This is a genomic window from Trinickia soli (assembly GCF_002879855.1).
Classification (GTDB): domain Bacteria; phylum Pseudomonadota; class Gammaproteobacteria; order Burkholderiales; family Burkholderiaceae; genus Trinickia; species Trinickia soli.
The window spans coordinates 1-22,903 of record NZ_PNYB01000036.1; the positions used below are offsets into that span (position 1 = coordinate 1).

The 22,903-nt window shown below is 63.0% G+C and carries 25 protein-coding genes and 1 pseudogene; 13 read left to right on the top strand and 13 right to left on the bottom strand.

Annotated elements, in window-relative coordinates:
• Together C0Z19_RS25950 and C0Z19_RS25955 are read left to right on the top strand one after the other, a co-directional pair.
• The coding region (locus C0Z19_RS25950) for an elongation factor 1-alpha C-terminal domain-related protein (protein WP_438947154.1) at positions 1-179 on the top strand (179 nt) is incomplete at its 5' end.
• 148 nt (positions 180-327) lie between these two features.
• Entirely contained in the window at positions 328-1,506 is a 1,179-nt protein-coding gene (locus tag C0Z19_RS25955) for a porin (RefSeq protein ID WP_102612750.1), read from the top strand.
• A 94-nt stretch (positions 1,507-1,600) separates the two neighbouring features.
• Here C0Z19_RS25955 and C0Z19_RS25960 read toward each other — a convergent pair whose 3' ends face one another.
• Positions 1,601-1,792 carry a glycine zipper 2TM domain-containing protein gene (locus tag C0Z19_RS25960; RefSeq protein WP_102612714.1) on the bottom strand — a complete coding sequence of 64 codons (192 nt, stop codon included), beginning with the start codon at positions 1,790-1,792 and terminating at the stop codon, positions 1,601-1,603.
• A gap of 68 nt (positions 1,793-1,860) precedes the next feature.
• Positions 1,861-2,685, bottom strand: a complete 825-nt coding sequence (locus C0Z19_RS25965) for a helix-turn-helix domain-containing protein (RefSeq protein ID WP_233196286.1) — start codon at positions 2,683-2,685, stop codon at positions 1,861-1,863.
• A 565-nt stretch (positions 2,686-3,250) separates the two neighbouring features.
• On the opposite strand from C0Z19_RS25965, the gene C0Z19_RS25970 reads away from it, so the two are divergent.
• The 6 genes from C0Z19_RS25970 to C0Z19_RS25995 are packed head-to-tail and all read left to right on the top strand — an operon-like array spanning position 3,251 to position 8,433.
• Complete coding sequence (locus C0Z19_RS25970) at positions 3,251-3,958, top strand: c-type cytochrome (protein WP_102612715.1); 708 nt, start codon at positions 3,251-3,253, stop codon at positions 3,956-3,958.
• Between the two features lie 11 nt (positions 3,959-3,969).
• Positions 3,970-5,247, top strand: a complete 1,278-nt coding sequence (locus C0Z19_RS25975) for a c-type cytochrome (RefSeq protein WP_425330318.1) — start codon at positions 3,970-3,972, stop codon at positions 5,245-5,247.
• Positions 5,248-5,259: 12 nt separating this feature from the next.
• On the top strand, positions 5,260-5,454 hold the full coding sequence (locus C0Z19_RS25980; RefSeq protein WP_175084104.1) for a hypothetical protein: 195 nt from the start codon (positions 5,260-5,262) through the stop codon (positions 5,452-5,454).
• A gap of 9 nt (positions 5,455-5,463) precedes the next feature.
• Positions 5,464-6,033, top strand: coding sequence for a cupredoxin domain-containing protein (locus C0Z19_RS25985; protein WP_102612717.1), 570 nt, complete (start codon positions 5,464-5,466; stop codon positions 6,031-6,033).
• Positions 6,023-7,648, top strand: a complete 1,626-nt coding sequence (locus tag C0Z19_RS25990) for a b(o/a)3-type cytochrome-c oxidase subunit 1 (protein WP_102612718.1) — start codon at positions 6,023-6,025, stop codon at positions 7,646-7,648. The genes C0Z19_RS25985 and C0Z19_RS25990 overlap by 11 nt, the downstream gene beginning before the upstream one ends.
• Positions 7,645-8,433, top strand: coding sequence for a c-type cytochrome (locus C0Z19_RS25995; protein WP_102612719.1), 789 nt, complete (start codon positions 7,645-7,647; stop codon positions 8,431-8,433). The genes C0Z19_RS25990 and C0Z19_RS25995 overlap by 4 nt, the downstream gene beginning before the upstream one ends.
• A gap of 99 nt (positions 8,434-8,532) precedes the next feature.
• Here the strand turns inward: C0Z19_RS25995 and C0Z19_RS26000 are convergent, their stop codons facing one another.
• Genes C0Z19_RS26000 through C0Z19_RS26010 form a run of 3 tightly spaced genes read right to left on the bottom strand, consistent with a single transcriptional unit; the run spans position 8,533 to position 9,732 of the window.
• On the bottom strand, positions 8,533-8,973 hold the full coding sequence (locus C0Z19_RS26000) for a YeeE/YedE family protein (RefSeq protein ID WP_102612720.1): 441 nt from the start codon (positions 8,971-8,973) through the stop codon (positions 8,533-8,535).
• Between the two features lies 1 nt (position 8,974).
• Positions 8,975-9,400 carry a YeeE/YedE family protein gene (locus C0Z19_RS26005; protein ID WP_102612721.1) on the bottom strand — a complete coding sequence of 142 codons (426 nt, stop codon included), beginning with the start codon at positions 9,398-9,400 and terminating at the stop codon, positions 8,975-8,977.
• Positions 9,397-9,732: an ArsR/SmtB family transcription factor gene (locus C0Z19_RS26010; RefSeq protein ID WP_102612722.1), complete on the bottom strand. Its 336-nt coding sequence runs from the start codon at positions 9,730-9,732 to the stop codon at positions 9,397-9,399. Before C0Z19_RS26010 ends, C0Z19_RS26005 begins: the two co-directional genes overlap by 4 nt.
• A 95-nt stretch (positions 9,733-9,827) precedes the next feature.
• On the opposite strand from C0Z19_RS26010, the gene C0Z19_RS26015 reads away from it, so the two are divergent.
• Positions 9,828-10,688, top strand: coding sequence for an MBL fold metallo-hydrolase (locus tag C0Z19_RS26015; RefSeq protein ID WP_102612723.1), 861 nt, complete (start codon positions 9,828-9,830; stop codon positions 10,686-10,688).
• 30 nt (positions 10,689-10,718) lie between these two features.
• Here the strand turns inward: C0Z19_RS26015 and C0Z19_RS26020 are convergent, their stop codons facing one another.
• The gene (locus tag C0Z19_RS26020; RefSeq protein WP_102612724.1) at positions 10,719-11,204 is read right to left on the bottom strand and encodes an Rrf2 family transcriptional regulator; all 486 of its coding nucleotides are present in this window, start codon (positions 11,202-11,204) and stop codon (positions 10,719-10,721) included.
• 194 nt (positions 11,205-11,398) lie between these two features.
• On the opposite strand from C0Z19_RS26020, the gene hemN reads away from it, so the two are divergent.
• From hemN to C0Z19_RS26040, 4 genes are all read left to right on the top strand, one after another.
• Positions 11,399-12,847 (top strand): oxygen-independent coproporphyrinogen III oxidase, encoded by a 1,449-nt coding sequence (gene hemN / locus C0Z19_RS26025; RefSeq protein ID WP_102612725.1) that lies wholly within the window; start codon positions 11,399-11,401, stop codon positions 12,845-12,847.
• Between the two features lie 20 nt (positions 12,848-12,867).
• Positions 12,868-13,569 (top strand): Crp/Fnr family transcriptional regulator, encoded by a 702-nt coding sequence (locus C0Z19_RS26030; protein ID WP_102612726.1) that lies wholly within the window; start codon positions 12,868-12,870, stop codon positions 13,567-13,569.
• A gap of 171 nt (positions 13,570-13,740) precedes the next feature.
• Entirely contained in the window at positions 13,741-14,892 is a 1,152-nt protein-coding gene (locus C0Z19_RS26035; RefSeq protein ID WP_102612727.1) for an NAD(P)H-dependent flavin oxidoreductase, read from the top strand.
• 99 nt (positions 14,893-14,991) lie between these two features.
• On the top strand, positions 14,992-15,453 hold the full coding sequence (locus C0Z19_RS26040) for a putative zinc-binding protein (RefSeq protein ID WP_102612728.1): 462 nt from the start codon (positions 14,992-14,994) through the stop codon (positions 15,451-15,453).
• 42 nt (positions 15,454-15,495) lie between these two features.
• On the opposite strand, the gene C0Z19_RS26045 is transcribed toward C0Z19_RS26040, so the two are convergent.
• The 7 genes and pseudogenes from C0Z19_RS26045 to C0Z19_RS26070 form a co-directional block, all read right to left on the bottom strand.
• Positions 15,496-16,209, bottom strand: coding sequence for an anaerobic ribonucleoside-triphosphate reductase activating protein (locus C0Z19_RS26045; RefSeq protein ID WP_102612753.1), 714 nt, complete (start codon positions 16,207-16,209; stop codon positions 15,496-15,498).
• 22 nt (positions 16,210-16,231) lie between these two features.
• Positions 16,232-16,408, bottom strand: a complete 177-nt coding sequence (gene nrdD, locus C0Z19_RS28085; RefSeq protein WP_146012147.1) for an anaerobic ribonucleoside-triphosphate reductase — start codon at positions 16,406-16,408, stop codon at positions 16,232-16,234.
• Positions 16,405-18,192 carry a ribonucleoside triphosphate reductase gene (locus C0Z19_RS26050; protein WP_102612729.1) on the bottom strand — a complete coding sequence of 596 codons (1,788 nt, stop codon included), beginning with the start codon at positions 18,190-18,192 and terminating at the stop codon, positions 16,405-16,407. The genes nrdD and C0Z19_RS26050 overlap by 4 nt, the downstream gene beginning before the upstream one ends.
• Before the next feature lie 244 nt (positions 18,193-18,436).
• A pseudogene (locus tag C0Z19_RS26055) lies at positions 18,437-18,703 on the bottom strand (DUF2249 domain-containing protein); the annotation flags it as partial.
• Positions 18,704-18,781: 78 nt separating this feature from the next.
• Positions 18,782-19,912 (bottom strand): DUF8744 domain-containing protein, encoded by a 1,131-nt coding sequence (locus tag C0Z19_RS26060; protein ID WP_146012148.1) that lies wholly within the window; start codon positions 19,910-19,912, stop codon positions 18,782-18,784.
• Complete coding sequence (locus C0Z19_RS26065) at positions 19,909-20,244, bottom strand: metal-sulfur cluster assembly factor (protein ID WP_102612732.1); 336 nt, start codon at positions 20,242-20,244, stop codon at positions 19,909-19,911. Before C0Z19_RS26065 ends, C0Z19_RS26060 begins: the two co-directional genes overlap by 4 nt.
• Before the next feature lie 88 nt (positions 20,245-20,332).
• Entirely contained in the window at positions 20,333-22,612 is a 2,280-nt protein-coding gene (locus tag C0Z19_RS26070) for a nitric-oxide reductase large subunit (protein WP_102612733.1), read from the bottom strand.
• Positions 22,613-22,903 lie beyond the last annotated feature (291 nt).

The following is a 22,903-nucleotide window of genomic DNA, read 5'->3' on the forward strand; positions in this document are numbered from 1 at the left end:
ATACGAGCGAGAAAGCGGTCATCGCCATGAACGACATCGGCCGCGTGGCGTTGACGCTGCAAAAGCCGATCGTTTGCGATACCTACGACGCGCATGCGGCGACGGGTGCGTTCGTGTTGATCGATGAATCTACGCATCACACCGTCGCAGCCGGCATGATTCGCGCATTATATGCATAAATCTATTGTTGAATCAGCAATAATGTTTGTTAACAAAATGCCACGTTAAACAAAAAGTTCATAAAAGCTCAATGGAAATCGGCAAGAATTCGCCCCGGCGCTAAAGGGGCCGCTTTCCAATTCACAAACGGACCACTCAATTCAAATGATGAACAAACGAATTCTCGTTGCTGCCGTGCTCGGCAGCATCGGCGTTGCAGCACATGCGCAAAGCAGCGTGACGCTTTACGGCCTGATCGACGCGGGCGTGAGCTATGTCAACAACAGCTCGTCGACGGTGACGGGCCACTCGAACTCGCTGACGAAGTACGACGACGGCGTGGCACAAGGCAGCCGTTGGGGCTTGAAGGGCAGCGAAGATCTCGGCAATGGCCTGAAAGCGATTTTCACGTTGGAAAACGGCTTCAACAGCGGCAATGGCACGCTGAGCCAGAACAATCGTGAATTCGGCCGCCAGGCTTTTGTCGGCTTGACGCAGGCCGGCACGGGCTCGGTTACGTTCGGCCGTCAATACTCGCTGTCGACCGACGTGCTTGCCAATTACACGACCGGTGGCAATACGGTCGCCGGCAACTACGCGTTCCACATCAACGACATCGATCAACTGACGTCGAGCCGCATCGACAATTCGGTCAAGTTCACGAGCGCGAACTTCGCGGGCGTGACGTTCGGCGCGTTGTACGGCTTCTCGAATCACGCCGGCGCATTTGCCGGTGCGCCGACGACGGGCACGGGCGCAGCGGCCGTCGCCGGTTCGGCACGCACGTACAGCTTCGGCTTGAACTATGCAGCAGGCCCGTTCGGCGTGGGCGCAGCCTACACCGACATCCGTTTCCCGTCGCAACAAGCAGGGATCAGCACGGGCATTTCGAACGCCGTGTTCCCCGCGGCCAACATCAAGGAATTGCGCACGTTCGGTTTGGGCGGCCGCTACCTGATGGGGCCGGCGACGTTCTGGGCACTGTGGACGAACACGCGTCTCGTGCAACTGCCGGGCACGGGCTCGTCGAACCTCGTGTTCAACGCCTATGAAGCTGGTGCGAAGTACGCCGTTACGCCCGCCTTCACGGCTGGCCTGGGCTACACGTACATGAACCTGAGCGACGCGGCGAAGGGCCACTTCAACCAGGTCGATCTGAGCCTCGACTACGCACTCAGCAAGCGCACCGACGTGTACGTGCTCGGCATCTACCAGAAGGCCTCGGGCAATAACAACGGCACGGCGCTGCAAGCGCAGATCGGCGATTCGACGGGCTTCTTCGGTACGTCGGGCGTCGACTCGCAGCAGCAGGTCGCCGCTCGCGTGGGCATTCGTCACAAGTTCTGATCGAACCGGACAGGCGGCCTTGCGCCGCCCTACAGTCTGATAAAAAAGGGCGCTCCGTTGTTTCGAGCGCCCCTTTTTTTGCAACCGTCAGTCGCTATTTGCCGAGTTCGTAGCCCACCACCCCGCCTGCGACGGCCCCACCGACGGTCCCGAGCGTGCTGCCGTGCGTCAGCTTGTTGCCCGCGTAGCCGCCCACGGCGGCACCACCCAGCGTGCAGCCGGACACGAGCGCAACGGTGACGGTTGCAACCGCTCCGACGAACTTCAGTCGTCCCAATCGCTTCATGATCGCCTCCCGGTTACGGAAATCGCTTATGAACGATCATGCAAACTTCGTGCCGACGCCCCGCTTCGTCAAACCGTGCGTCGCGCCACCTGATTCAACCCGGGGAAGTCGAGGATTTCCACCTCCTTGCCGCGCACCTTGATCAGCCCTTGCTTCTGAAACCGCGACAGCGTGCGGCTGACTGTTTCGAGCTTGAGCCCGAGAAAGCTGCCGGTCTCCTCGCGCGTCATGCGCAGACCGAACGCATTGGGCGAGTAGGCGCGTGCCTGCCAGCGGCTCGACAGGTCGAGCAGAAACGCAGCGACGCGTTCGTCCGCCGTCATCGTGCCGAGCAGGATCAGCGCATTGCTTTCGCGCACGAGGTCGGCGCTCAGCATGCGAAAGACGTTGTGCTGCACCGCTTTGACTTCGCGGCTCAGCAGTTCGAGCAGATCGAACGGCATGACGCAGACGCTGCTGTCCTCCAGCGCCACGACATCGCTCGCGTAATGGTCGGTTGCGATGCCGTCGGCGCCCAGCAGTTCACCCGAGACATAGAAGCCCGTCACCTGTTCGCGCCCGTCGGCCAGCAGCGTCACCTTCTTGTAGGAGCCCGTGCGGACGGCATACAGATTGCTGAACGCATCACCGGCACGGTAGAGCGCCACGCCCTTCTTCACATGGCGATACCCGAGGATCAGATCGTCCATTTGCCGCGAGCAGGACAGCTCATCGGGGTTGACCGCGCACACGGTGCGCAGTGAGCAGCTCTTGCAGGAGGAAGCGGCGCCGCGCATCGCTGCCGAACGTCTCGCCGCTCCGACGCCTTCGACCGCTGCGGAGCGCACCGAAACCGGCGGAAGGCCTGGGTGGGCCACGTCACGCGTGCTGGCTCGTTCGCTGGCACCGAGCATGTTCTTTCTCCTTTTCAACGATAAACACCGGGCGCCCGACTGCCTGCTTCGCAGCCGCGCTGCCGATTGGGGCCGACCGCGAGTGTCGCTCGTCGACATATAAGGGGACTATCGTCTTTCGACGAGAGTCGTGTCGGCGAGCGCGCACGCGCTGTCAGCGAATTCCTACGACACGCGACCATCGAGCGCGGCAACGCCCGTGGTTCCCAGCTTCTTGCGGTATTGCGCATTTGTCACGCTCGAGCGGCGCGACGAACCGCCGCATCGGTCGTGCGCAGCATGTGGCTTTGTCACGCGGACGTGATCCAGGTCAACCCGCGCGGTGCAATCGGATGTTCCAATCGTCAGGTTTGGCGGTCGATTCGAAACAGGAGGCATGGCGCCGGGTTTCGAGTGCGCCTTCTCGGGTGACAGACAGTGCTTTCGTTTTCGTCTGCATTGATTAGAATCGCAAGCACAGCCAGAGAAGATGCATTGCCGTTTCGGTCCGCACCGCTGCGAGGCTTGAGCCATAGCACCCGCGGGCGGCCCGCATATCGTTGGGGTTCCCGGAGACGATGACGTGATGCTGAGAAGAAGAATTGCTGCTGTTGTCCTCACGGGCCTTGTCGCTGTGGTCGCTCATGCGCAAGGTGCGCAGACCGGGCGAGCGCCCGATACGATGCAGGCGCGCGTGCTGGCCTGCGCCGCCTGCCATGGGGCGCATGGCGAAGGCACTGACAATGATTACTTTCCACGGCTGGCGGGCAAACCGGCAGGGTATCTCTACAACCAGCTGATCGCATTCCGTGACGGGAGGCGGCAGTACCCGCCGATGAACTATCTGCTCGCCTATCTGCCCGATGCCTACCTGCATCGAATCGCAGAATATTTCGCAGGCGAACGCCCGCCCTACCCCGTTGCGTCGACGCCGGCCATATCGGCCACCTTGCTCGCACGCGGCCAGCAGCTCGCGAAGGTGGGCGACCCGTCGCAGAAGATTCCGGCATGCGTGTCGTGCCACGGCGCGGCGCTGACCGGTATGGAGCCCGCGATTCCGGGGCTGCTCGGCCTGCATGCCGACTACATCAGTGCGCAATTGGGCGCTTGGCGCTACGGCACGCGCAAGTCGTACGCGCCCGATTGCATGCATGAGGTCGCTTCGCGTTTGACGAACGACGACATCACGGCGGTCGCGGCGTGGCTCGCGGCATCGCCGGGTCCGGCCAATCCCGCTTTCGCTCCCGCGGGAAGCCTGAAGATGCCGCTGCGTTGCGGCAGCGAACCGCAATGACGGAGTCTTTCGTGCCACACATCCTTTCTTTCTCGCGCTCGCTTGCTCGCGTCGGCGCGGGCCTCGTACTTGCCGCCACGACCGCAGTCGCCTTTGCGCAAGGCCCTTCGGGCGCATCGGCCGACGTCATCAAGCGCGGCGAATATCTGGCGCGCGCCGGCGACTGCGTCGCCTGCCATACGCAACCGGGCGAGAAGTTGTTCGCGGGCGGCCGAGCGATGCCGACGCCGTTCGGCACGCTCTATTCGCCGAACATCACGTTCGACAAGGAGACCGGCATCGGCCAATGGAGCGCAGACGAGTTCTATCGAATGATGCACACGGGACGCTCGCGCGACGGCGCGTTGCTCTATCCCGCGATGCCTTATGGCGCCTACACGAAAGTGACACGCGTCGATTCGGATGCCATCTTTGCGTACCTGCGTTCGGTGCCGCCCGTGCACCAGCCGAACCGGCCGCACGAAATGCGCTTCCCATACAACAACCGCGAGCTGCTGCTTGGCTGGCGCACCCTCTACTTCCGCGAAGGCGAATACCAGGCGGATCCCACGCGCTCGGTCGAATGGAATCGCGGCGCGTACCTCGTGCAAGGTCTCGGCCATTGCTCGATGTGTCACACGGCGATCAATGCGCTTGGCGGTAGTTCGGAGTCCAAAGCATTCGAAGGCGGTTTGATTCCGATGCAGGATTGGTACGCTCCGTCGCTGACGTCGAACAAGGAAGCGGGCCTCGGCGATTGGAGCATCGAGGACATTTCCGACCTGCTGCAAAAAGGCGTGGCCAAACGCGGAGCCGTGTATGGTCCGATGGCGGAAGTCGTCTACGACAGCCTGCAGTACCTGTCGGACGACGACGTTCGCGCGATGGCCGTTTATTTGAAGTCGCTGCCGCAGCACGGCGGTGAAAACGGTGCGAGCGCCAAGAGCGCAATGTCGGGCGAAGAGCGCGAGTTGCTCGTCCGTCTGGGTGCGAAGATCTACGACGCGCAATGCGCCACGTGCCACGGCAAGCGCGGCGAGGGCAAGCTGCCCGATTTTCCGCCGCTCGCGAACAATCAATCGATCCAAATGACCTCGGCCGTCAATCCGATCCGCATGGTGCTCAACGGCGGTTACGCGCCGGGCACGTTCAAGAATCCCTCGCCCTACGGCATGCCGCCGTTCGCGCAGTCGCTGTCGGATGAGGAAGTCGCGGCCGTCGTCACGTTCATTCGCACGGCATGGGGCAATCGCGGTACGCCGGTGACGGCCAAGGATGCCAATGCGTTGCGCTCGGCGCCCCTTTACTGAATCGAGAACGCCATGAATCCAAACAACGAGGCGCGCGCGGGCGCCGGGGATCGACAGCAAGCAGAGGAGGACGCGCGCGTGGACGAAATCGTCCGCTCGGGACCGGCGGGCGCCATCGCCGTGGCCGGTATCGCCACGGCAATCGTGGTGGCGCTCTGGTTTGCCTTCTATTTCCTGGTCTTTTTGCCGCGCGGCGTCATTCACTGAGCGAGCGACATGTCGAACATTCCTTCTTCCAGCCACGCCGAAGGCGCAGCGGTCGCCGCACGCGTCGAGCGCAAGTGGGCGGCCGTCGCCGTCGCCATCATCGTCCTGCTCGTGGCGATGGTGGTCTTCACGGGCCTGCACTGGGCCATGATGCCGCCCTCGCGCGTCGAAACGATCGATCCGACGACGCTGCACGTATCGGGCGAATTCATCGAGAGCAACCTCGGCAGCGCGGCCGAGACCGACGGCTCGGTCACCGTGCGCATCGTGGCCCAGCAATACTCGTTCACGCCGCAATGCATCGTCGTGCCGGCGAACACGCCCATCACGTTTCGCGTGACGAGCGCCGACGTCGTGCATGGCTTTCTCATCGCCGATACGAACATCAATTCCATGGTCGAGCCAGGGTATATCTCGACCTTCAAAACGAGCTTTCCCGAAAGCGGCGATCACCTCATGCCGTGCCATGAATACTGCGGCACCGGTCATGAAGGCATGTGGGCGCACGTGAAGGTGCTCGATCGCGCCGCATTCGACAAGCTCGCGGCCAACGCGCGGAGGCTTAGCTGTGCTCAATAACAAACGACTCGTACTCGCACACTTCTGGTTCGCCTTCGCCACCTTCGGCGTTGCCGTGTTGCTCGGCGCATGGCAGATGTACGTGCGCAGTCCCATGCATGCGTGGCTCGGGCAGCCCGAGCTCTACTACCGTTCCGTGACGGCGCACGGCTCCGTCATGGGCTACGTGTTCCCGACGTTGATTGCGATGGGCTTCGGCTACGCGATCAGCGAACTCTCGCTCGAGCAGCCGCTCGTCGGTACGCGCTGGGCGTGGCTCGGGTGGTGGCTCGTCGCGGTCGGCTCGGTCATGGCGATCATTCCCGTCGCGCTCGGTCGCGCTTCGGTGCTGTACACGTTCTACCCGCCGATGATCGGCAACGCGTTCTACTACATTGGCGTCGTGCTCGTCGTCGTCGGATCGTGGATCTGGGTGGCGCTGATGTCGATCAATCTTCGCACCTGGAAGCGCGCGCATCCGGGCAAGCCCGTGCCGCTGCCGATGTTTGCCAACGTCGCCGGCTCATATCTGTGGGCCTGGACGGCCGTGGGCGCCGCCATCGAGATCCTGTTCCAGATCCTGCCCGTTGCGCTGGGTCTGAAGACGACGATCGATTCGGGCCTCGCGCGCGTGTTCTTTTCGTGGACCCTGCATGCGATCGTCTACTTCTGGCTGATGCCGGCCTATATCGCCTACTACACGCTCGTGCCGCGCGCGGTCGGCGGCCGCCTGTACAGCGATGCGATGGCGCGCATCTCGTTCATCCTGTTCCTCGTCGTCGCGATGCCGATCGGCATCCACCACTTGTTCGCCGATCCGCAAGTCGGATCGGGCTTCAAGTTCCTGCAGTCGGTGTTCACCGCGCTCGTGTCGGTGCCGACGTTGCTGACGGTGTTCACGATCTGCGCATCGGTCGAAATCGCGGGGCGGCTGCGCGGCGGACGCGGGCCGTTCGGTTGGCTGCGCGCCCTGCCCTGGCACGAACCGATGATGCTGGCCGTCGCCTTCTCGTTCGTCATGCTCGGGTTCGGCGGCGCGGGCGGGCTCATCAACATGAGCTATCAGCTCGACTCGACGATCCATAACACGCAGTGGATCACGGGCCACTTCCACCTGATCTTCGGCGGCGCCATCGTCATCATGTACTTTGCGATCGCCTACGATCTCTGGCCGCACTTGACGGGCCGCATGCTCACGAGCGTCAAGCTCATGCGCTGGCAACTGTGGCTCTGGTTCATCGGCATGATCGTGACGACGTTCCCCTGGCACTACGCCGGCATTCTCGGCATGCCGCGGCGCATGGCCTATTTCGACTACAGCAACCCTGCGATTGCGCCCGAGGCGATAACGGTCGACATGTCGCTCGTGGGTGCGCTGATACTCGTGGCATCGACCGTGCTGTTCTTTATCGTGCTCGCGCGCGGACACCGCTCACCCGCCTGCGCGCCGCAGAAGTTTACGTTCAGCACAGCCGTGCATCCCCCGGCGACGCTGCCCGTCGCACTGAACAGCTTCGGCTTGTGGATCGCGTTGATGATTGCGCTGACCGTCGTCAACTACGGCTATCCGATCGCGCAACTGCTGACGCTGAAGCAGACATCGGTGCCGGCCATCTATATGGGGGGCGCGCGATGAGCACCGAACGTCTGTTCTCGCTGCGCAATCGATGGTTCACCGTCAGCGTCGGCCTGACGGCCGGCGTGGCCATCGTTTCGTTCTTGATCGGGTTCGTCTGGTTGCCTTCGGTCCAGACCGATTCGCAGTTCGCCGGCATCTGGAACGCTATCTGCAGCGCGGCCGGCGTTCCTCAGCAATGGCTCGTTTCGACGCCCGTGACCTCGCGCGTGAAGACGAGCGAGGTAGTCGTCACGCCGACCATGATGGCGCACCCCGACGCGTTATCGATCGGCCGCGGCGCGACGCTCGCCTTGCGTTGCACGATGTGCCACGGCCCGCAAGGCATCAGCCAGGCGAATTCGCCGAATCTGGCTGGACAGTACGAAGCGGTGATCTACAAGCAGCTCAAGGATTTCCAGACGGGCGCGCGCAGCAACGCGGTGATGAGCCCGATGGTGCCGACGCTGTCGGATCAGGACATGCGCGACCTTGCCGCCTATTACGCGAGTCTGCCGAAGCCGTCGGGCAACCGTCCGGCGGGGCAACCGGTGCCGGCCATCGTCGCGACCGGTTCGCCGATGCGCAACATCGCACCGTGCGCCTCGTGCCACGGCGCGGCCGATCACAAGACGGGCACGCCTTGGCTCGAAGGCGAGCCGGTGGTCTATATTCGTGCGCAGTTGCAAGCGTTCGCGGCGGGCGATCGCCACAACGACATCAACGAGCAGATGCGCAACGTGGCGCGCCAGATGACGCCGGCCGAAATCGAGGCCGCGGCGCGGTACTACGCGAATCAGCCGTAGGGCGCGAGCGGCGCAGACGGTCTGTTGCGACCGTTATGCGCCGCTCCCTATGCGTTGCGCCGCCGGTGCAGCCTGACCGATGATGCTTAGGACTACCGATCAACCAGCCGAACCCGGCGGCGTGGCGGCGCGACGGCGCGTGACGAGTCCATGCAAGGCGATGCCGGCCAGCATCGCCACCACGAAGATCCATGCTTTGGGCTGACCGCTCGATGCGCTGACAAGCGCCGGACCGGGACAAAAGCCCGCCAGGCCCCAGCCGACGCCAAACATCGCACTGCCGACAACGAGCGCGCGATCGATGCGGGTCGCCGCAGGCCAGGACATCGGCGCGCCTAATAAGCTGCGGCTTCGACGCCGTGCAATGGCGTAGGCGATGGCGCCGATCGTCACGGCGCCGCCCATCACGAAGGCGAGCGACGGATCCCAGCGGCCGGCCAGATCGAGAAAGCCGAGGACTTTCTCGGGGTTGACCATACGGGAGACCATCAGGCCGATGCCGAACAGCAGGCCTGCAAAAAGACCGGACAAACCTTGCATGTCAAACGTGCCGAAGGAACAAAACGGTTAGGAATCCGAACGACATGAACGTCAGCGTCGCAACGAGCGAGCGGGCCGAGCCTCGCGAGATCCCGCATACGCCGTGGCCGCTCGTGCAGCCTGAGCCATAGCGCGTGCCGAAGCCGACGAGCAGCCCCGCGACGACCAGCGTCAGCGGCGAAGCGGCGATAGACGACGCCGGCAATGGCGCGAGCATGCGCCACAGCCACGGCGCCGCGATGAGCCCGAGCAGAAACGCGAGCGGCGCGGCGCGGTCGACCGTATCCGGGTCAAGCAGACGGCCGACCATGCCGCTGATGCCGGCAATCCGGCCGTTGAGCAGCGCGTAGAGCCCGGCCGCCGCCCCGATGAGCGACCCGCCCGCGGCGGCGGCGCGCGGTGCGAAGTGCAACATGTCGACGCTCACGACCTGTACCCCTTGGTCTTGCCGCAAAAAAGCGCCGACAATGTTTCCATGATTGCGACGACCTTGTCGCTCGCAAGCCGGTAATAGATGTACTTGCCCTCGCGCCTGGCGGCGACGAGCCCTTCTTCGCGCAGCACGCCCAACTGCTGCGACAGACTTGGCTGACGAATGCCGACGCTCGCCTCGAGTTCGCCCACGTTTTGCTCGCCCTGCGTGAGCTGGCACAGCAATAGCAATCGATCCTCGTGCGCCATGGCTTTGAGCAGCGTGCAACACTGCGCCGCGGAATCGCGTAGGCGCTCAGTGAGTTCTGCAGTAGGCTGGTTTTCCATAGAGGGACCGGGTTCCTGTTCGACGATATGTTGAATCACATTATATAAATTGATATATTGTTTGACAACATCACTTTCCGAAAAAGGGGCTGACGATGCATCCCCATATTGAACCGTTCTTCGATAGTGCGACTTCGACGTTCAGCTACGTCGTTCATGCGGGCGACGGTACGCCGGCCGCCATCGTCGATTCCGTTCTCGACTACGATCCGAAGTCGGGCCGTACGTCGACGGCTTCGGCCGATCGGTTGATCGCGTTCGTCCGTGCGCACCGTTTGCAGGTGGAGTGGTTGCTGGAGACGCATGCGCATGCCGATCATCTTTCGGCAGCGCAGTACCTGAAACACGAGCTGGGCGGCCGCATTGCGATCGGCGATCGAATCTGCACGGTTCAGCACACGTTCAAAGGCGTATTCAATCTCGGCCAGGACGTGCCTGACGACGGCGCGCAGTTCGATCATCTGTTCGCCGCCGACGAAACGTTCAACGTCGGTGCATTGACGGGGCGAGCGCTACATGTGCCCGGACACACGCCGGCCGACGTGGCGTACCAGTTCGACGATGCCGTGTTCGTCGGCGACACGCTGTTCATGCCCGACGTGGGCTCGGCGCGCTGCGACTTCCCCGGCGGCGATGCGCATGCGCTCTATCGGTCCGTGCAAAGGCTGCTCGCGTTGCCGCCGCATACCCGGCTCTTCATGTGTCATGACTATCCGCCCGAGTCGCGTGCGGCGCGCTGCGAGACGACCGTCGAAGAGCAGCGCCGCGCCAATATTCATATGCACGAGGGCGTATCGGAAGAAGCGTTTGTCGAAATGCGGACCGCGCGGGACCGCACGCTTTCGATGCCGGTGCTGATCTTGCCCGCGGTCCAGGTCAACATCCGCGCAGGCGAAATGCCGCCGCCCGAGTCGAACGGGGTGCGATATCTGAAGATTCCGCTGAACGCGTTTTGATCCCACTCGCTGCGGTCGAGGCGGCGCGGCTCATTTGCGCGCAACGCGCACGAGCGGCCGCTCGCTCCCCGGGGCGCCCGCGGCGCCAAGGCCCAGCAGCCGCGACAGCTTGGCCTGATCGGCCGCGATGTCGGCCAGCGTGAATTTGTCGAGCACCTCGAAGTAAGCCCGCAGCGCGCTGCCCAGCACGCCGCGCAGTCCGCACGCCGCGGTGATCACGCACGCGTTGCCTTCCGTATCGAAGCACTCGACCATGCGGAAATCCGGCTCCATCGTCCGCACGACATCGCCGACCGTAATGCGTGACGCCGGCCGGCCCAGCCTCAAGCCTCCGGTCCTGCCGCGCGTCGTGCTCAGATAGCCGGCACGCCCAAGCGCATGCACGATTTTGACGAGATGCCCGCGAGCGATACCGAGCGCCTCGGAGATCTCCGCAATCGTGACGAGCTCATCGGAGCGCACGGCCGTGTACATGAGCACGCGCAAGCTGTAATCGGTGAAGTCCGTAAGTCGCATAGCGCACCTATAAAGTCGATAAATTGTATATCTTTTATGGGCCTGGCACGCTATGCAGGAGGACACGAAGGGCCGCCACGAAAGCCGGAGGATCGAAAGATGGATGATATGCGTCAAGTTTTCGCTCACTGCCGGTTCGATAATGATCGAAGGCCGGCGCTGAAGCCGGGCCATGTACGTCCACGGGATAGAACATGTCAGGTCAGATCGCGCAGGCGCGCGACGCATCGGCGAGCACAACGCAGCGGGAACCCGGCGGCCGTTTCGCCGATGTCGAACTATCGGAAGCGTTGATTCGCCGCTTCGACAAGGCGGGGCCGCGCTATACCTCGTACCCGACGGCCGATCGATTCGTGCCCGGCTTCGACGAAGCCGCCTATCGCCGCCATCTCGCCGAGCGCGCGAGCGCCGTCACCCCATCCCCGCTGTCGGTCTATCTGCATTTGCCGTTTTGCGAATCGCTTTGCTACTTCTGCGCATGCAATAAGGTCATCACGCGCGATCATGGCCGTGCATCGGAGTACCTCGGGTATCTGCTGCGCGAGATCGCGATGGTCGCACCGGAGCTGGGCAGCGCACGGCACGCCTCGCAATTGCATCTGGGGGGCGGGACGCCGACGTTTTTCAGCATGGGTGAACTCGGCACGTTGGTCGATGCTTTGCGCAACCATTTCGATTTCGTGCCGAACGCCGAACTGGGCGTCGAGATCGATCCGCGAACCGTGACGCCGATGACGCTGTCCGAGCTTGCCGCGCTCGGCTTCAATCGAACCAGCTTCGGCGTGCAAGACTTCGATCCGGCCGTGCAGCAGGCGGTCAATCGCATTCAACCGCTCGACATGGTTGAACGCGCGCTAGGCGCGAGCCGCGATGCCGGCTTCGAATCGATCAACATCGATCTGATCTACGGGCTGCCGCGGCAATCGGTCGCGAGCTTCGACCGCACACTCGATGAAGTCGTGCGACTCGCGCCAGACCGCATTGCGCTCTACAACTACGCGCACCTGCCGGCCCGCTTCAAGGCACAACGGTTGATCGACGCACGCGAATTGCCGCTCGCGGAGGATCGACTGTGTATCTTCATGCGCGCGACACAGCGGTTGCTCGACGCGGGCTACGTCTATATCGGCCTCGATCATTTCGCAAAGCCCGATGACGAATTGAGCCGGGCGCTGCGAGGCGGCAGCCTGCATCGCAACTTTCAGGGCTATACGACGCAGGCGGAATGCGATCTCGTTGGCTTCGGCGTCTCGGCGATCGGCAAAATCGGCCGTGCGTATTGTCAGTCGACGCGGTCCGTCAAAACGTATTACGAGCACTTGAACGAAGGGCGGCTGCCGGTGGAGCGCGGGTTGACGTTGGATGCCGACGATCTGTTGCGCCGAGACGTCGTGATGACGTTGATGTGCAGCACGCCGCTCGTGTATCGGTCGGTGGAGGCGCGGCATGGCATCGGGTTCGCGCGCTATTTCGAAGCGGAGCTGGCTGCGCTGACGCCGTTCGTGCAGGCCGAACTCATCGCCACGGACGACGATTCGATTCGAATCCTGCCCAAAGGCCGCATGTTCGTGCGAGCCGTGGCGATGACGTTCGACAAGTATCTCGGGCGACCCGACGCAGCGACCTATTCGAAATTGATTTGACCGGTGCGTGGGGCAAGCCGATGCAAAAAGGAAAAATTCGCGTTCAGGACTTTCTCGCCCGCCTGCCGCTGTTCAACGAGTTATCCGCACAGGAGCTCGACTGTGTGGCATTGGGCACGACGCAGCAGCACGTTGCGCGCAAGGAGATGGTCTTTCATTGCGGCGATACGTGTACGGGCCTGCATGCCGTCGTCTACGGGCAGATCAAGCTCAGTGTCATCTCGCCGCTGGGCGAGGAGAAGGTCGTGCGGCTCGTGGGGCCGGGCGACAGCTTCGGCGAAGCGCTGATGTTTCTGGGCAAGCCGTACATTGTCTCGGCCCAGGCGCTCAGCGATTCGCTGCTGCTGCACGTGACCAAGGCCGCGATCGTCGATGAACTGCGCCGCGACCCCGACTTCGCCTGCAAGATGATGGCGGGCATGAGTGCGCGATTGCATGCGTTGATGCGCGACGTGGAAGCCTACTCGTTGCGTTCGGGCACGCATCGCGTGATCAGCTACCTGTTGGCTCAGAAGGGGCAGCCGGAGCCCGGCGAAAATGTGCCGGCACTGCGCGTGCAACTCGAGGCGGGCAAGAAGATGGTGGCGTCACGGCTCAACCTCACGCCCGAACACTTTTCGCGGATCCTGCACGAGCTCGGCACACGCGGCCTCGTCGCGATCCATGGACGCGATATCGTCATCCCGGATCCGTCGAAACTGCGCGCCGCGTGCGCGTATTGAGGTGGGTCGGGCCCGGCGCGTCGATGGGGCTGTCACGCTTGCGCCAGCTTCGCAGGATCGCCGCGATAGATTGTCGCACTTGAGCCCGGACCGCTTCTTGACCCAGATTAAGGCCACCGGATCCGCGGCCCCTCACACTCGTCGTTACTGCGATTGTCGTGAGGTTATCCCGTGTCTGTGCCCAAAGCTGTCTTCGAGCCCCTGCGCATCAAGGGCAAAACGTTGTTGCCCATTGTGCAAGGTGGAATGGGGGTAGGCGTATCCGCGCATCGCCTGGCTGGCACCGTTGCATCGCTGGGCGCGCTGGGCACGATTTCGAGTGTCGATCTGCGCCGGCACCATCCCGATCTCATGGCGAAAACGGCGCGCTCGCGCGACCGTGCTTTGATCGACGCCGTCAACCTCGAAGCGCTCGATCGCGAAGTGCGCGCGGCCCTCGACCTGTCTGCCGGCCACGGCGCGGTGGCGGTCAATATCATGCGAGCGGTGTCGGCCTACGCCGACTATGTGCGGCGCGCGTGCGAAAGCGGGGCGCATGCCGTCGTGGTCGGCGCCGGCCTGCCGCTCGACTTGCCCGAGCTGACGGCCGACTATCCCGAGGTCGCGTTGCTTCCGATCCTGTCGGACGCGCGCGGCATTGCGCTGATATTGAAGAAATGGATGCGTAAGCAACGCCTGCCCGATGGCATCGTGATCGAGAACCCGCGCTATGCGGCGGGACACCTTGGCGCACCGACGCTCGATAGCGTGGCGAGCCCGCACTTTGCCTTTCCCGAGGTGATCGAAGGCACGCTTGCCGTGTTCAAAGACCTTGGGCTCGAACGCGAGCGCATCCCGTTGATCGCAGCGGGCGGCATCCATACGCACGAGCAGGTGCGCGAACTCCTGGCGCTCGGCGCTTCGGCCGTGCAACTCGGGACCCCGTTCGCCGTGAGCGAGGAGGGCGATGCGCACCCGAACTTCAAGACTGTGCTCGCGCAGGCCACGCCCGATGACATCGTCACCTTCATGAGCGTGGCGGGGCTACCCGCGCGCGCGGTGCGTACGCCGTGGCTTGCCGAATATCTGGAGAAGGAAGCCAAACTGCAACGCGTGGCGAAGACGCGCAAATGCACGGTCGGTTTCGACTGTCTTCAGCAATGCGGCCTGCGCGACGGCATCGCGAAGCATGGGCAATTCTGTATCGATACGCGGCTCGCTTATGCGCTGGCCGGCGACGTGAAGCGCGGCCTGTTTTTCCGGGGCTCGGAAACCTTGCCGTTCGGGCGGGAGATACGCCCCGTGCGCGACCTCATTGCCTATCTCATGACGGGGGCGACATAGCCTGCCGGTATGAACGGCCGCCGCGTTGCCTACCATCGGGCTTTACGTTTCGAAGCATGCGGCGGCTGTTGCTTGAGACGTATGTGAAGGAGTTTGAAGATGAACAACGAACGTCGTACCTTACCGCTCGTCTATTCGTGCTCGGGATGTTCGAGCGCGGCGCAGATGGCCAATTACGTCGCCGTGCAACTCGATCGGCGCGGCGCGGCTGAAATGTCGTGCATCGCCGGCGTGGGGGGCGATGTCCCGGCATTGCTGAAGGTGGCACACTCGGGGCGGCGCATCATTGCCATCGACGGATGCCCGCTCGAATGCGTGAAGCATTCGCTCGCCCGGCATGGCATCGATGCGGACGAACATGTGCAATTGGCCGAGCACGGAGTGAAGAAGCGCTTTCATGCCGATTTCGATATCGAGCAGGCGGAGCCGGTGGTGTCGGAGGTTGAAGACCTCGCGCAGGCGTTGAAAGAGCGGGGCGTCCAGAACGAGTCGGGCGGCGTCAGGGCTGACGCGCAACCCGTGATGGCCTGGCGTCAGGATGCGCAAGGCGGCCTCACGTGACGAATCGCAGCGGCCGACGCCGAATCGAAGCCACATCGCCGTTCAGCTTCGCCGGACGTCGAACCTGGGAAACCAACCACATACCTGGGCGATGCAATCCTCGCTCGGATACCCCGACATCGCAACGGCATTGAGCGCTTCGTCCTTCGATCCCTGCTGACGAAACACCTGCAGGACGTATCGCTTGACCCCCATCTGCGAAAGCGCACGAGCCATGCGCAACAGATCCGCTTCCGGCAGCAAGCGAGGATGCACCGTCGTTCTGCACTCGTAATCGACGCCGCTCATCAGCAACGCCTCCAGACTGCGCCGCGCTGCCGTCCCGCTTTCGCGCACACGCGTCACGCGCTCATAGTCGTCGAACGGCGCCTTGACATCGAACCCGACCCAATCGACGAGCGGCAACACGCGCTCGAACCGACGCGCATGCGTTCCCGCGCTATGAAGTCCGACCTTGAAGCCGAGCGTGCGCACATCGCGCATTGCATGGCTCAAGGCCGGATCCGAGGTCGGTTCTCCGCCGCTGAACACGACCGCATCGATCAGCCCGGCACGCCGCTGGAGAAAGGACATGACTTTGCCCCACGCCACGGCACCCGCTTTCGTGCGCGGCTGCAAATGGGTGTTATGGCAGTACCCGCATCGCCAGGGACACCCTTGCACGAACACGACTGCGGCCAGCAGCCCCGGAAAATCGGTGGCCGTAAACGGCGTCACTCCGCCGACTTTGAGCAACCGCGGGGAAGGGGCGTGCATCGAGGCCGACGCGCAGACGTCTTCAGGCAGCAAGCGAAGCCTCTTCGGCGAAATAGACCCGCTCGTAGAACTCGCCTTTCTTACCGGTATTGAACGAGGAGACGGGGCGGTGGTATCCCATCACGCGCGTCCAGATCTCACAGGGTTGGCGTTCTTCGTCTTGAAGCGAATCGACGGCGTGGTCAGTCATTTGATTCATCGTTGGGACTCCGTAGTTTCAGGTTGAGTGCGGTTTCGACGAAGCAACGCCTCGTCGCATTTGGGACAAAACTCATGCCGTCCCGGCAGATACCCGTGCTTCGGGCAAATCGAAAAGGTCGGCGTGACCGTGATGTAAGGCAGCGAGAAGCGGCTCAACGTGCGCCGAACGAGTTCACGACAGGCATCGGCCGACGACAGCGGCTCGGTCATGTAAAGGTGCAACACCGTGCCGCCCGTGTATTTGCGCTGCAGATCGTCCTGATGTTCGAGCGCTTCGAACGGGTCCTCGGTGAACCCGACCGGCAATTGCGAAGAATTCGTGTAGTAGGGCATCTCCGGCGTACCCGCCTGCAAAATGCCGGGATAGCGTTTCCGATCTTCTTTGGCGAAGCGGTAGGTCGTGCCCTCGGCCGGCGTAGCTTCGAGGTTGTACATATGGCCCGTTTCCTCTTGGAACGCGAGCATCTTTGCGCGGATCCGATCGAGCAGACGCACGGCCAACGCGTGACCCGCTTCGGTCGTGAGGTCGTCGGCGTCGCCCGTGAAGTTGCGAATCATTTCGTTGATGCCGTTGACGCCCAGTGTCGAGAAGTGATTGCGCAGCGTGCCGAGGTAACGCTTCGTGTACGGGAAAAGCCCGTTGTCGATATGCTGCTGAATCACGCGACGTTTGATCTCCAGGCTTTGCTTGCCCAATTCGAGCAGCGCATCGACGCGCGCCATCAACGCCGCTTCGTCGCCGGCATGGACATAACCGAGCCGCGCGCAATTGAGCGTCACGACACCGATCGAACCCGTTTGCTCGGCGGAGCCGAACAAACCGTTGCCGCGCTTGAGCAGCTCGCGCAGATCGAGTTGCAGACGGCAACACATCGAGCGAATCATGTTCGGCTTCAGCTCGGAATTGATGAAGTTCTGGAAATAGGGCAGGCCGTAGCGAGCGGTCATCTCGAACAGGCGCGTCGCGTTGGGGCTGTCCCAATCGAAATCGGGCGTGATGTTGTAGGTGGGAATCGGAAACGTAAAAACGCGCCCCTTCGCATCGCCGGCCTGCATGACCTCGATGTAAGCCCGATTGATCAGGTCCATTTCGATCTGCAAGTCGCCGTAGCAGAAGTTCATCTCCTCGCCGCCGACGATCGGTACCTGCTCGCGCAAATCCTCCGGGCACACCCAGTCGAACGTCAGATTCGTGAACGGTGTTTGCGTCCCCCAGCGCGAGGGCACGTTCAGGTTGTAGATGAGTTCCTGAATGTATTGCCGCACCTCGTGGTAGCTCAGGTGGTCTTTGCGGACGAACGGCGCCATGTATGTGTCGAACGAACTGAACGCCTGCGCACCGGCCCACTCGTTTTGCAACGTCCCCAGAAAATTGACGATCTGCCCGACCGCGCTGGACATATGCTTGGGCGGCCCCGCTTCGACCTTACCGGGGACGCCGTTGAGCCCTTCGGTCAACAGCGTGCGCAGCGACCAGCCGGCGCAATAGCCCGAGAGCATGTCGAGATCGTGAATGTGCAGGTCGGCGTCGCGATGTGCCGCGCCGACGGCGGCAGGATAGACATGGCTCAGCCAATAGTTGGCGAGGAGCTTGCCCGACACGTTGAGAATCAGGCCGCCAAGCGAATAGCCTTGATTGGCGTTCGCATTGACGCGCCAATCGCGCCGCTCGAGGTATTCGTCGATGGCTGAGGCGACTTCGACGTAAGGCCGGGCTCGCTCTGCCGCCAGCGTTGAATCAAGGGCTTGATCGAGCGTGGCGGGCGTCCGCTGGCGTTCCATGTGGTGGTCCTCGATGAGCACAATATGTTGTGATTGGGTTCATCGTATGCACCAGATATTGCGTGGTCAACGCCGGGGACGCCCATTATCGGGTCCGCTTGACCTGGATTAAGTTTGGCTCGGCCGCGCGCGGCGCGCGACCGACCGCCAAGGCTTACCCGCTGCAGCCGCAACCGCCGTTGCCGCCGCCACTGCATCCCGCTTCGGCTGTCTGCGCGGGCGTCTCGCCTTCGCTTGCCGTGAGCCGGACGGCGAAGTCGATGATGACGCGCTCGGGACCTCGCTCGCAGTACTGAACGCGAATCTGATTGCCGTAGCGCTGAGCGATCTGGTTGATGAGCGGGATCGGATCGTGGTCGTTGACGAAGCGCATGGTTTCGCCGTGATCAAGCGATTCCAGTGCAGCGAAGATCGCGGCGTGACGAAAGCGCTTGGCGATGCCGCGCGCATCGAACACATAGGTGGCTTCGGGGGATGGGTGGTTCACAGGGGACTCCGGTTTGTCGTGGATACAAGGGAAGGCGGCAGGCGATGAACGGCGAGCGGCCGGTTATCGATGAACGTATGCATTCATAGCTAAGCGGATGGATCACCTCCCATGCGCGACGAGGCGGGCCTCGTTTCGCGCAGCGAGGGCGGACGTGGCCATCACGGCGACGAACAAGGCGAGGGCGACGGCGTTACCTACGGCACCGGCGCGACGCAATGCGAAGTCATTCATGAGCGCGCCCGCCACGCGGACGGCCAATGTTGCGTGCAAGGCGATCAGCGGGAGATAGAAGACGGGCCCATAGCGGACACGAATGCGTGCGACCGCGGGCAGAACGATCGGCGCATGGCCGAGCGCCATCGAGATGACAAAACCGAGCGTAAGCGCATGCAGCGCCGCATCGTGCCAGGGGTGCGAGACATTCCATGCGCCGGCAAGGCCCAGCGCGCCGCTCAGCGCGAGCCAGCCATAGCCCGACAGCAGGCAAACGGCGATGAAGCGCGTGAGGCCGCGTTGACGCACTGTCACGCGAGCGATGTCGTAACGCGTCAACCAGGCGGCGAGTGCCAGCAGTGACGCGGCGAACCAGCGCAGTGCCGGTTCGGGCGCAGGCACCGCTGCCGATACGCTCAAGAGCATGGTGACGACAATCGTTACGAACAGCGCTCGGGCATGGGGCCGCGTCGGCCGCAAGCGCGTCAGTTCGAGCCGTTCGGCGGCGATCGTCAAGACGAGAAATGCGAGCCAGCCGGGCACTGCGAGCAGCGGTGCATCTGTCAGAAGCCAAATGAGATCGCCGAACCACCAGCTCAATACGCCGAGCGCCAGCACCATGAGGTGCAGTTCGGCATGCCGAAGCAGCAGCCCCGACGCGCTGGCCAGGGCGAGCGTGGCCCCCGCAAGCAGCACGGCCTGCGCCAGGCCGGTGGGCATGCCGGCCAATAACATCAACCCCGCCAGCGCCACCGCGACCGGTGCAAAAAGATGCCGGCCGCCACCGAGCGCGACGGCCCGCTCCAAACTCACGACCGCACCAAAGAAAATCGGCAGCACGAGTACGCCATGCCACGATGCATTCGATAGCGCATGACGAGGCACTGCTACGCCGAAGCGCGCAAGCCCGGCCACCACCCCGCACGCGAACAGCGCCAGAATCGAGGCGACGCACGCAACCCGCGCGACCGTGCGCGCGGCGGGAGGTAACGCTTTCGTACGTGAACCGAAGGTCAAGCGTCGCTCCATCCGAGTGCGTCGCGCGCCGCATCGCTCATCATCGAGGGATCCCACGGCGGCTCCCAGACCAGGTCGATATCGACGCTTGTGCCGATCGTCAACGAGGAATCGATGGCCGCGCGCACGTCATCGAGAATCGATTGGCCCATCGGACACGCGGGCGACGTCATCGTCAACGCAATACGCCAGCCGTCACTGTGCGAGTCGATGTCGTACACGAGGCCGAGATCGACAATGTTGACGCCGATCTCGGGATCGATCACCTGCGCGAGCACCGCATGGATCTGTTCGCGTGTCGGTGCAATCGATGCATTTGATAAGGACTCCATAGCAATGGCTCCTCTGAAGGTTCGCTGCGTCGCCGGCCGGGTGCGAAGCCCGGCCGGCGCGGGTGTCATGAGAATGCGGGCCTGATGCTCATACGCGATTGGTTGCGGCCGTCGCGGCCGCTTCGACAGGCCTGCCACGACGCAGGAGGCGCAGCGCAAACCACCCGAGATAGAGCACGCCGGCTGCGAACACGATGTCGCCGGGCACGCGCACCCAGACGAGCGTCTGCATGATCGGCGCATGGACGATCTCGGGCGAGCGCGCATACCAGAGGCCCTTGCTGACACTGGCCCATGCCTCATAAATGCCCGAGGGCAGGATGGAGAGGAACACCATCATGAACAAACCGATGTTGAGCATCCAGAAGGCGGGCTTGAGCAGCGAGTCATCCCACGCCTCGCGCGGCGACAGACCACGCAGGCAGAACAGCATGAGCCCGATGCCGAGCATGCCGTAGACACCGAACAGGGCCGCGTGGCCGTGGGCCGGCGTCATGTTCAGGCCCTGCACGTAGTAGAGCGAGATCGGCGGATTGATCGCGAAGCCGAGCAATCCCGCGCCCACGGTGTTCCATACGCCCACGGCCACGAAGCACAGGATCGCCCACTTGTAGGTCTGCACCCAGGGCGCCGCCTGCGTCTTGCGGTAGGTTTGCCACCCTTCGAGCCCGATGAGCGCGAGCGGGACGACCTCGAACGCCGAGAACACCGCGCCGACGGCGATCACAGCCGTCGAAGCGCCCGTGAAGTAAAGGTGGTGCAGGGTGCCGAGGATGCCGCCGAACAGGAACACGATCGTTTCGAGCACGATGGCGCGGTTGGCCGTTTCAATGCGGATCAGCCCGAGGCGCGAGAAGATCAGCGCAATGACAGCGGTGGCGAACACTTCGAAGAAGCCTTCGACCCACAGATGCACGAGCCACCATCTCCAGTACTCGATCATCGAGTAGTGCGTGTGTTGGCCCCAGGCAAGCGAAGTCGAGTAGAACGCGCCGATGCAGGCGGCCGACAGAAACACCATACCGATCAGGCCGCGCCCGTTCGTTTGCGGATTCTTCAGCGCGGGCATCAGCGCCCGTCCCATCAGCAACAGCCAGAACAGCAGGCCGACGAACAGCAGGATCTGCCAGACGCGGCCCATGCTCGTGTAGGCGAGGCCCTGATTGCCGATCCAGAAGCTGTAGTCGGTGCCGCGATGCTGGAGCGTGCCGAGCCAGCCACACACGGTCGAGCCTACGACGATGAACAGCAGCGCATAGAACAGCACGTTCACGCCGAGCTTTTGCAGTTTGGGCTCGTGGCCTGACAGCAGCGGAGAAATGTAGAGTCCCGTTGCGAGCCATGCCGTCGCAATCCAGAGCACGCCGAACTGCGTATGGATCGTGCGGCTGGCGATCCACGGCAGCACCTGCGCAAGCGGCAAGCCGAAGAAGCTGTGACCTTCGACGGCATAGTGCGCGGTGATCGCGCCCATGCCCACCTGCGTCAGCAGCAGGCCGATGACGACGTAAAAGTATTTCTTTGTCGCCTTCATCGAGGGCGTCGGCTTCACGTTGAACAGCGGATCCTTCGCCGGAACGGCCACGCTCGCTTCGCCGTCGTTGTGAGCGGTGTGGTACCAGAGCATGCCGGCGATGCCGGCCAGCAGCAGAATCACGCTGGCGATCGACCACATCCCGTTGGCGACGGTCGGGTTGTTATCGACGAGCGGTTCGTGCGGCCAGTTGTTCGTATAGGTGATCCCCGTTTGTCCCGGACGATCGGTGGTTGCCGACCAGGCCGTCCAAAAGAAGAACGCGGCGAGCGCTGCACGATCGTCGGCACGCGTGATCGAATCGGCGTTCATCGCGTACTGATCGCGCAAGGTATCGAGCGAGCGATCGTCACCGAACAAGGCTTCATAGTGCGCGGCGACGTCGCGCGCGGCGCTGGCCCGAGCGTCTGACAACGTGATGCGGCCCGTGGCGGCGTCGTAGCGGTTCGCGCGCATTTCGCGTTTCAGACGCGCGTCCAGTGTGCCCTGCTCGTCGGCGGAGAGCGCTGCATAGGGCTTGCCGAATTCCTGCTTCGCCCAGACTTCGCGCAGCTGCACGGCTTCGCGATGCAGCCAGTCGGCCGACCAGTCGGGGGCCACATAGCTGCCATGGCCCCACACCGTGCCGAGTTGTTGACCACCGGCCGCGAGCCAGACCTGCTGGCCGCGTTTGACCTGCTCACCGGTGAAAAGCACCTGGCCGCTGTCGGCTACGACCGCGCTCGGAATCGGCGGCGCGGCCAGATAGATTTCTTTGCCCAGATAGAGCAGGGCGGAGAACGATAGCAGGCAGACCAGCCCCAGCCATGTCCATAAGCGTCGTGTCGATTGCATATCCTCTCCTGGAGGGGTGAAGGGCAGGCGGGGTAGCGTGAACCACGGAACCTATCGCTACAGCAGCCTTTAAAAATTCATGGCAGATGAATGTTAAAGGCATCATAGGTTCGAGATTTGATCTATGTAAAGGCAAGTGCAGCTGTGAGGATGTCGTTGAACGCTGTAAACATCGATGAAAAATCAATGTTTTAAGGCGCTTGGAAGGAGATTGCGCCATATCGCCGCAGGGGCAGGAAAGCGTTGGTGAGCAGGGGCGCAAGATGACCGACTGCGTTGCGCACGGGCGCG

Coding starts and splice junctions, on each gene's coding strand:
- C0Z19_RS25960 (WP_102612714.1), bottom strand. CDS start 1,792: ATGAAGCGATTGGGACGACTGAAGTTCGTCGGAGCGGTTGCAACCGTC.
- C0Z19_RS26020 (WP_102612724.1), bottom strand. CDS start 11,204: ATGCGACTTACGGACTTCACCGATTACAGCTTGCGCGTGCTCATGTAC.
- C0Z19_RS26010 (WP_102612722.1), bottom strand. CDS start 9,732: ATGGAAAACCAGCCTACTGCAGAACTCACTGAGCGCCTACGCGATTCC.
- C0Z19_RS25995 (WP_102612719.1), top strand. CDS start 7,645: ATGAGCACCGAACGTCTGTTCTCGCTGCGCAATCGATGGTTCACCGTC.
- C0Z19_RS26030 (WP_102612726.1), top strand. CDS start 12,868: ATGCAAAAAGGAAAAATTCGCGTTCAGGACTTTCTCGCCCGCCTGCCG.
- C0Z19_RS26000 (WP_102612720.1), bottom strand. CDS start 8,973: ATGCAAGGTTTGTCCGGTCTTTTTGCAGGCCTGCTGTTCGGCATCGGC.
- C0Z19_RS25965 (WP_233196286.1), bottom strand. CDS start 2,685: ATGCTCGGTGCCAGCGAACGAGCCAGCACGCGTGACGTGGCCCACCCA.
- C0Z19_RS25980 (WP_175084104.1), top strand. CDS start 5,260: ATGAATCCAAACAACGAGGCGCGCGCGGGCGCCGGGGATCGACAGCAA.
- C0Z19_RS25970 (WP_102612715.1), top strand. CDS start 3,251: ATGCTGAGAAGAAGAATTGCTGCTGTTGTCCTCACGGGCCTTGTCGCT.
- nrdD (WP_146012147.1), bottom strand. CDS start 16,408: ATGAATCAAATGACTGACCACGCCGTCGATTCGCTTCAAGACGAAGAA.
- C0Z19_RS26065 (WP_102612732.1), bottom strand. CDS start 20,244: ATGGAGTCCTTATCAAATGCATCGATTGCACCGACACGCGAACAGATC.
- C0Z19_RS25955 (WP_102612750.1), top strand. CDS start 328: ATGAACAAACGAATTCTCGTTGCTGCCGTGCTCGGCAGCATCGGCGTT.
- C0Z19_RS25985 (WP_102612717.1), top strand. CDS start 5,464: ATGTCGAACATTCCTTCTTCCAGCCACGCCGAAGGCGCAGCGGTCGCC.
- hemN (WP_102612725.1), top strand. CDS start 11,399: ATGTCAGGTCAGATCGCGCAGGCGCGCGACGCATCGGCGAGCACAACG.
- C0Z19_RS26045 (WP_102612753.1), bottom strand. CDS start 16,209: ATGCACGCCCCTTCCCCGCGGTTGCTCAAAGTCGGCGGAGTGACGCCG.
- C0Z19_RS26015 (WP_102612723.1), top strand. CDS start 9,828: ATGCATCCCCATATTGAACCGTTCTTCGATAGTGCGACTTCGACGTTC.
- C0Z19_RS26070 (WP_102612733.1), bottom strand. CDS start 22,612: ATGCAATCGACACGACGCTTATGGACATGGCTGGGGCTGGTCTGCCTG.
- C0Z19_RS26050 (WP_102612729.1), bottom strand. CDS start 18,192: ATGGAACGCCAGCGGACGCCCGCCACGCTCGATCAAGCCCTTGATTCA.
- C0Z19_RS26040 (WP_102612728.1), top strand. CDS start 14,992: ATGAACAACGAACGTCGTACCTTACCGCTCGTCTATTCGTGCTCGGGA.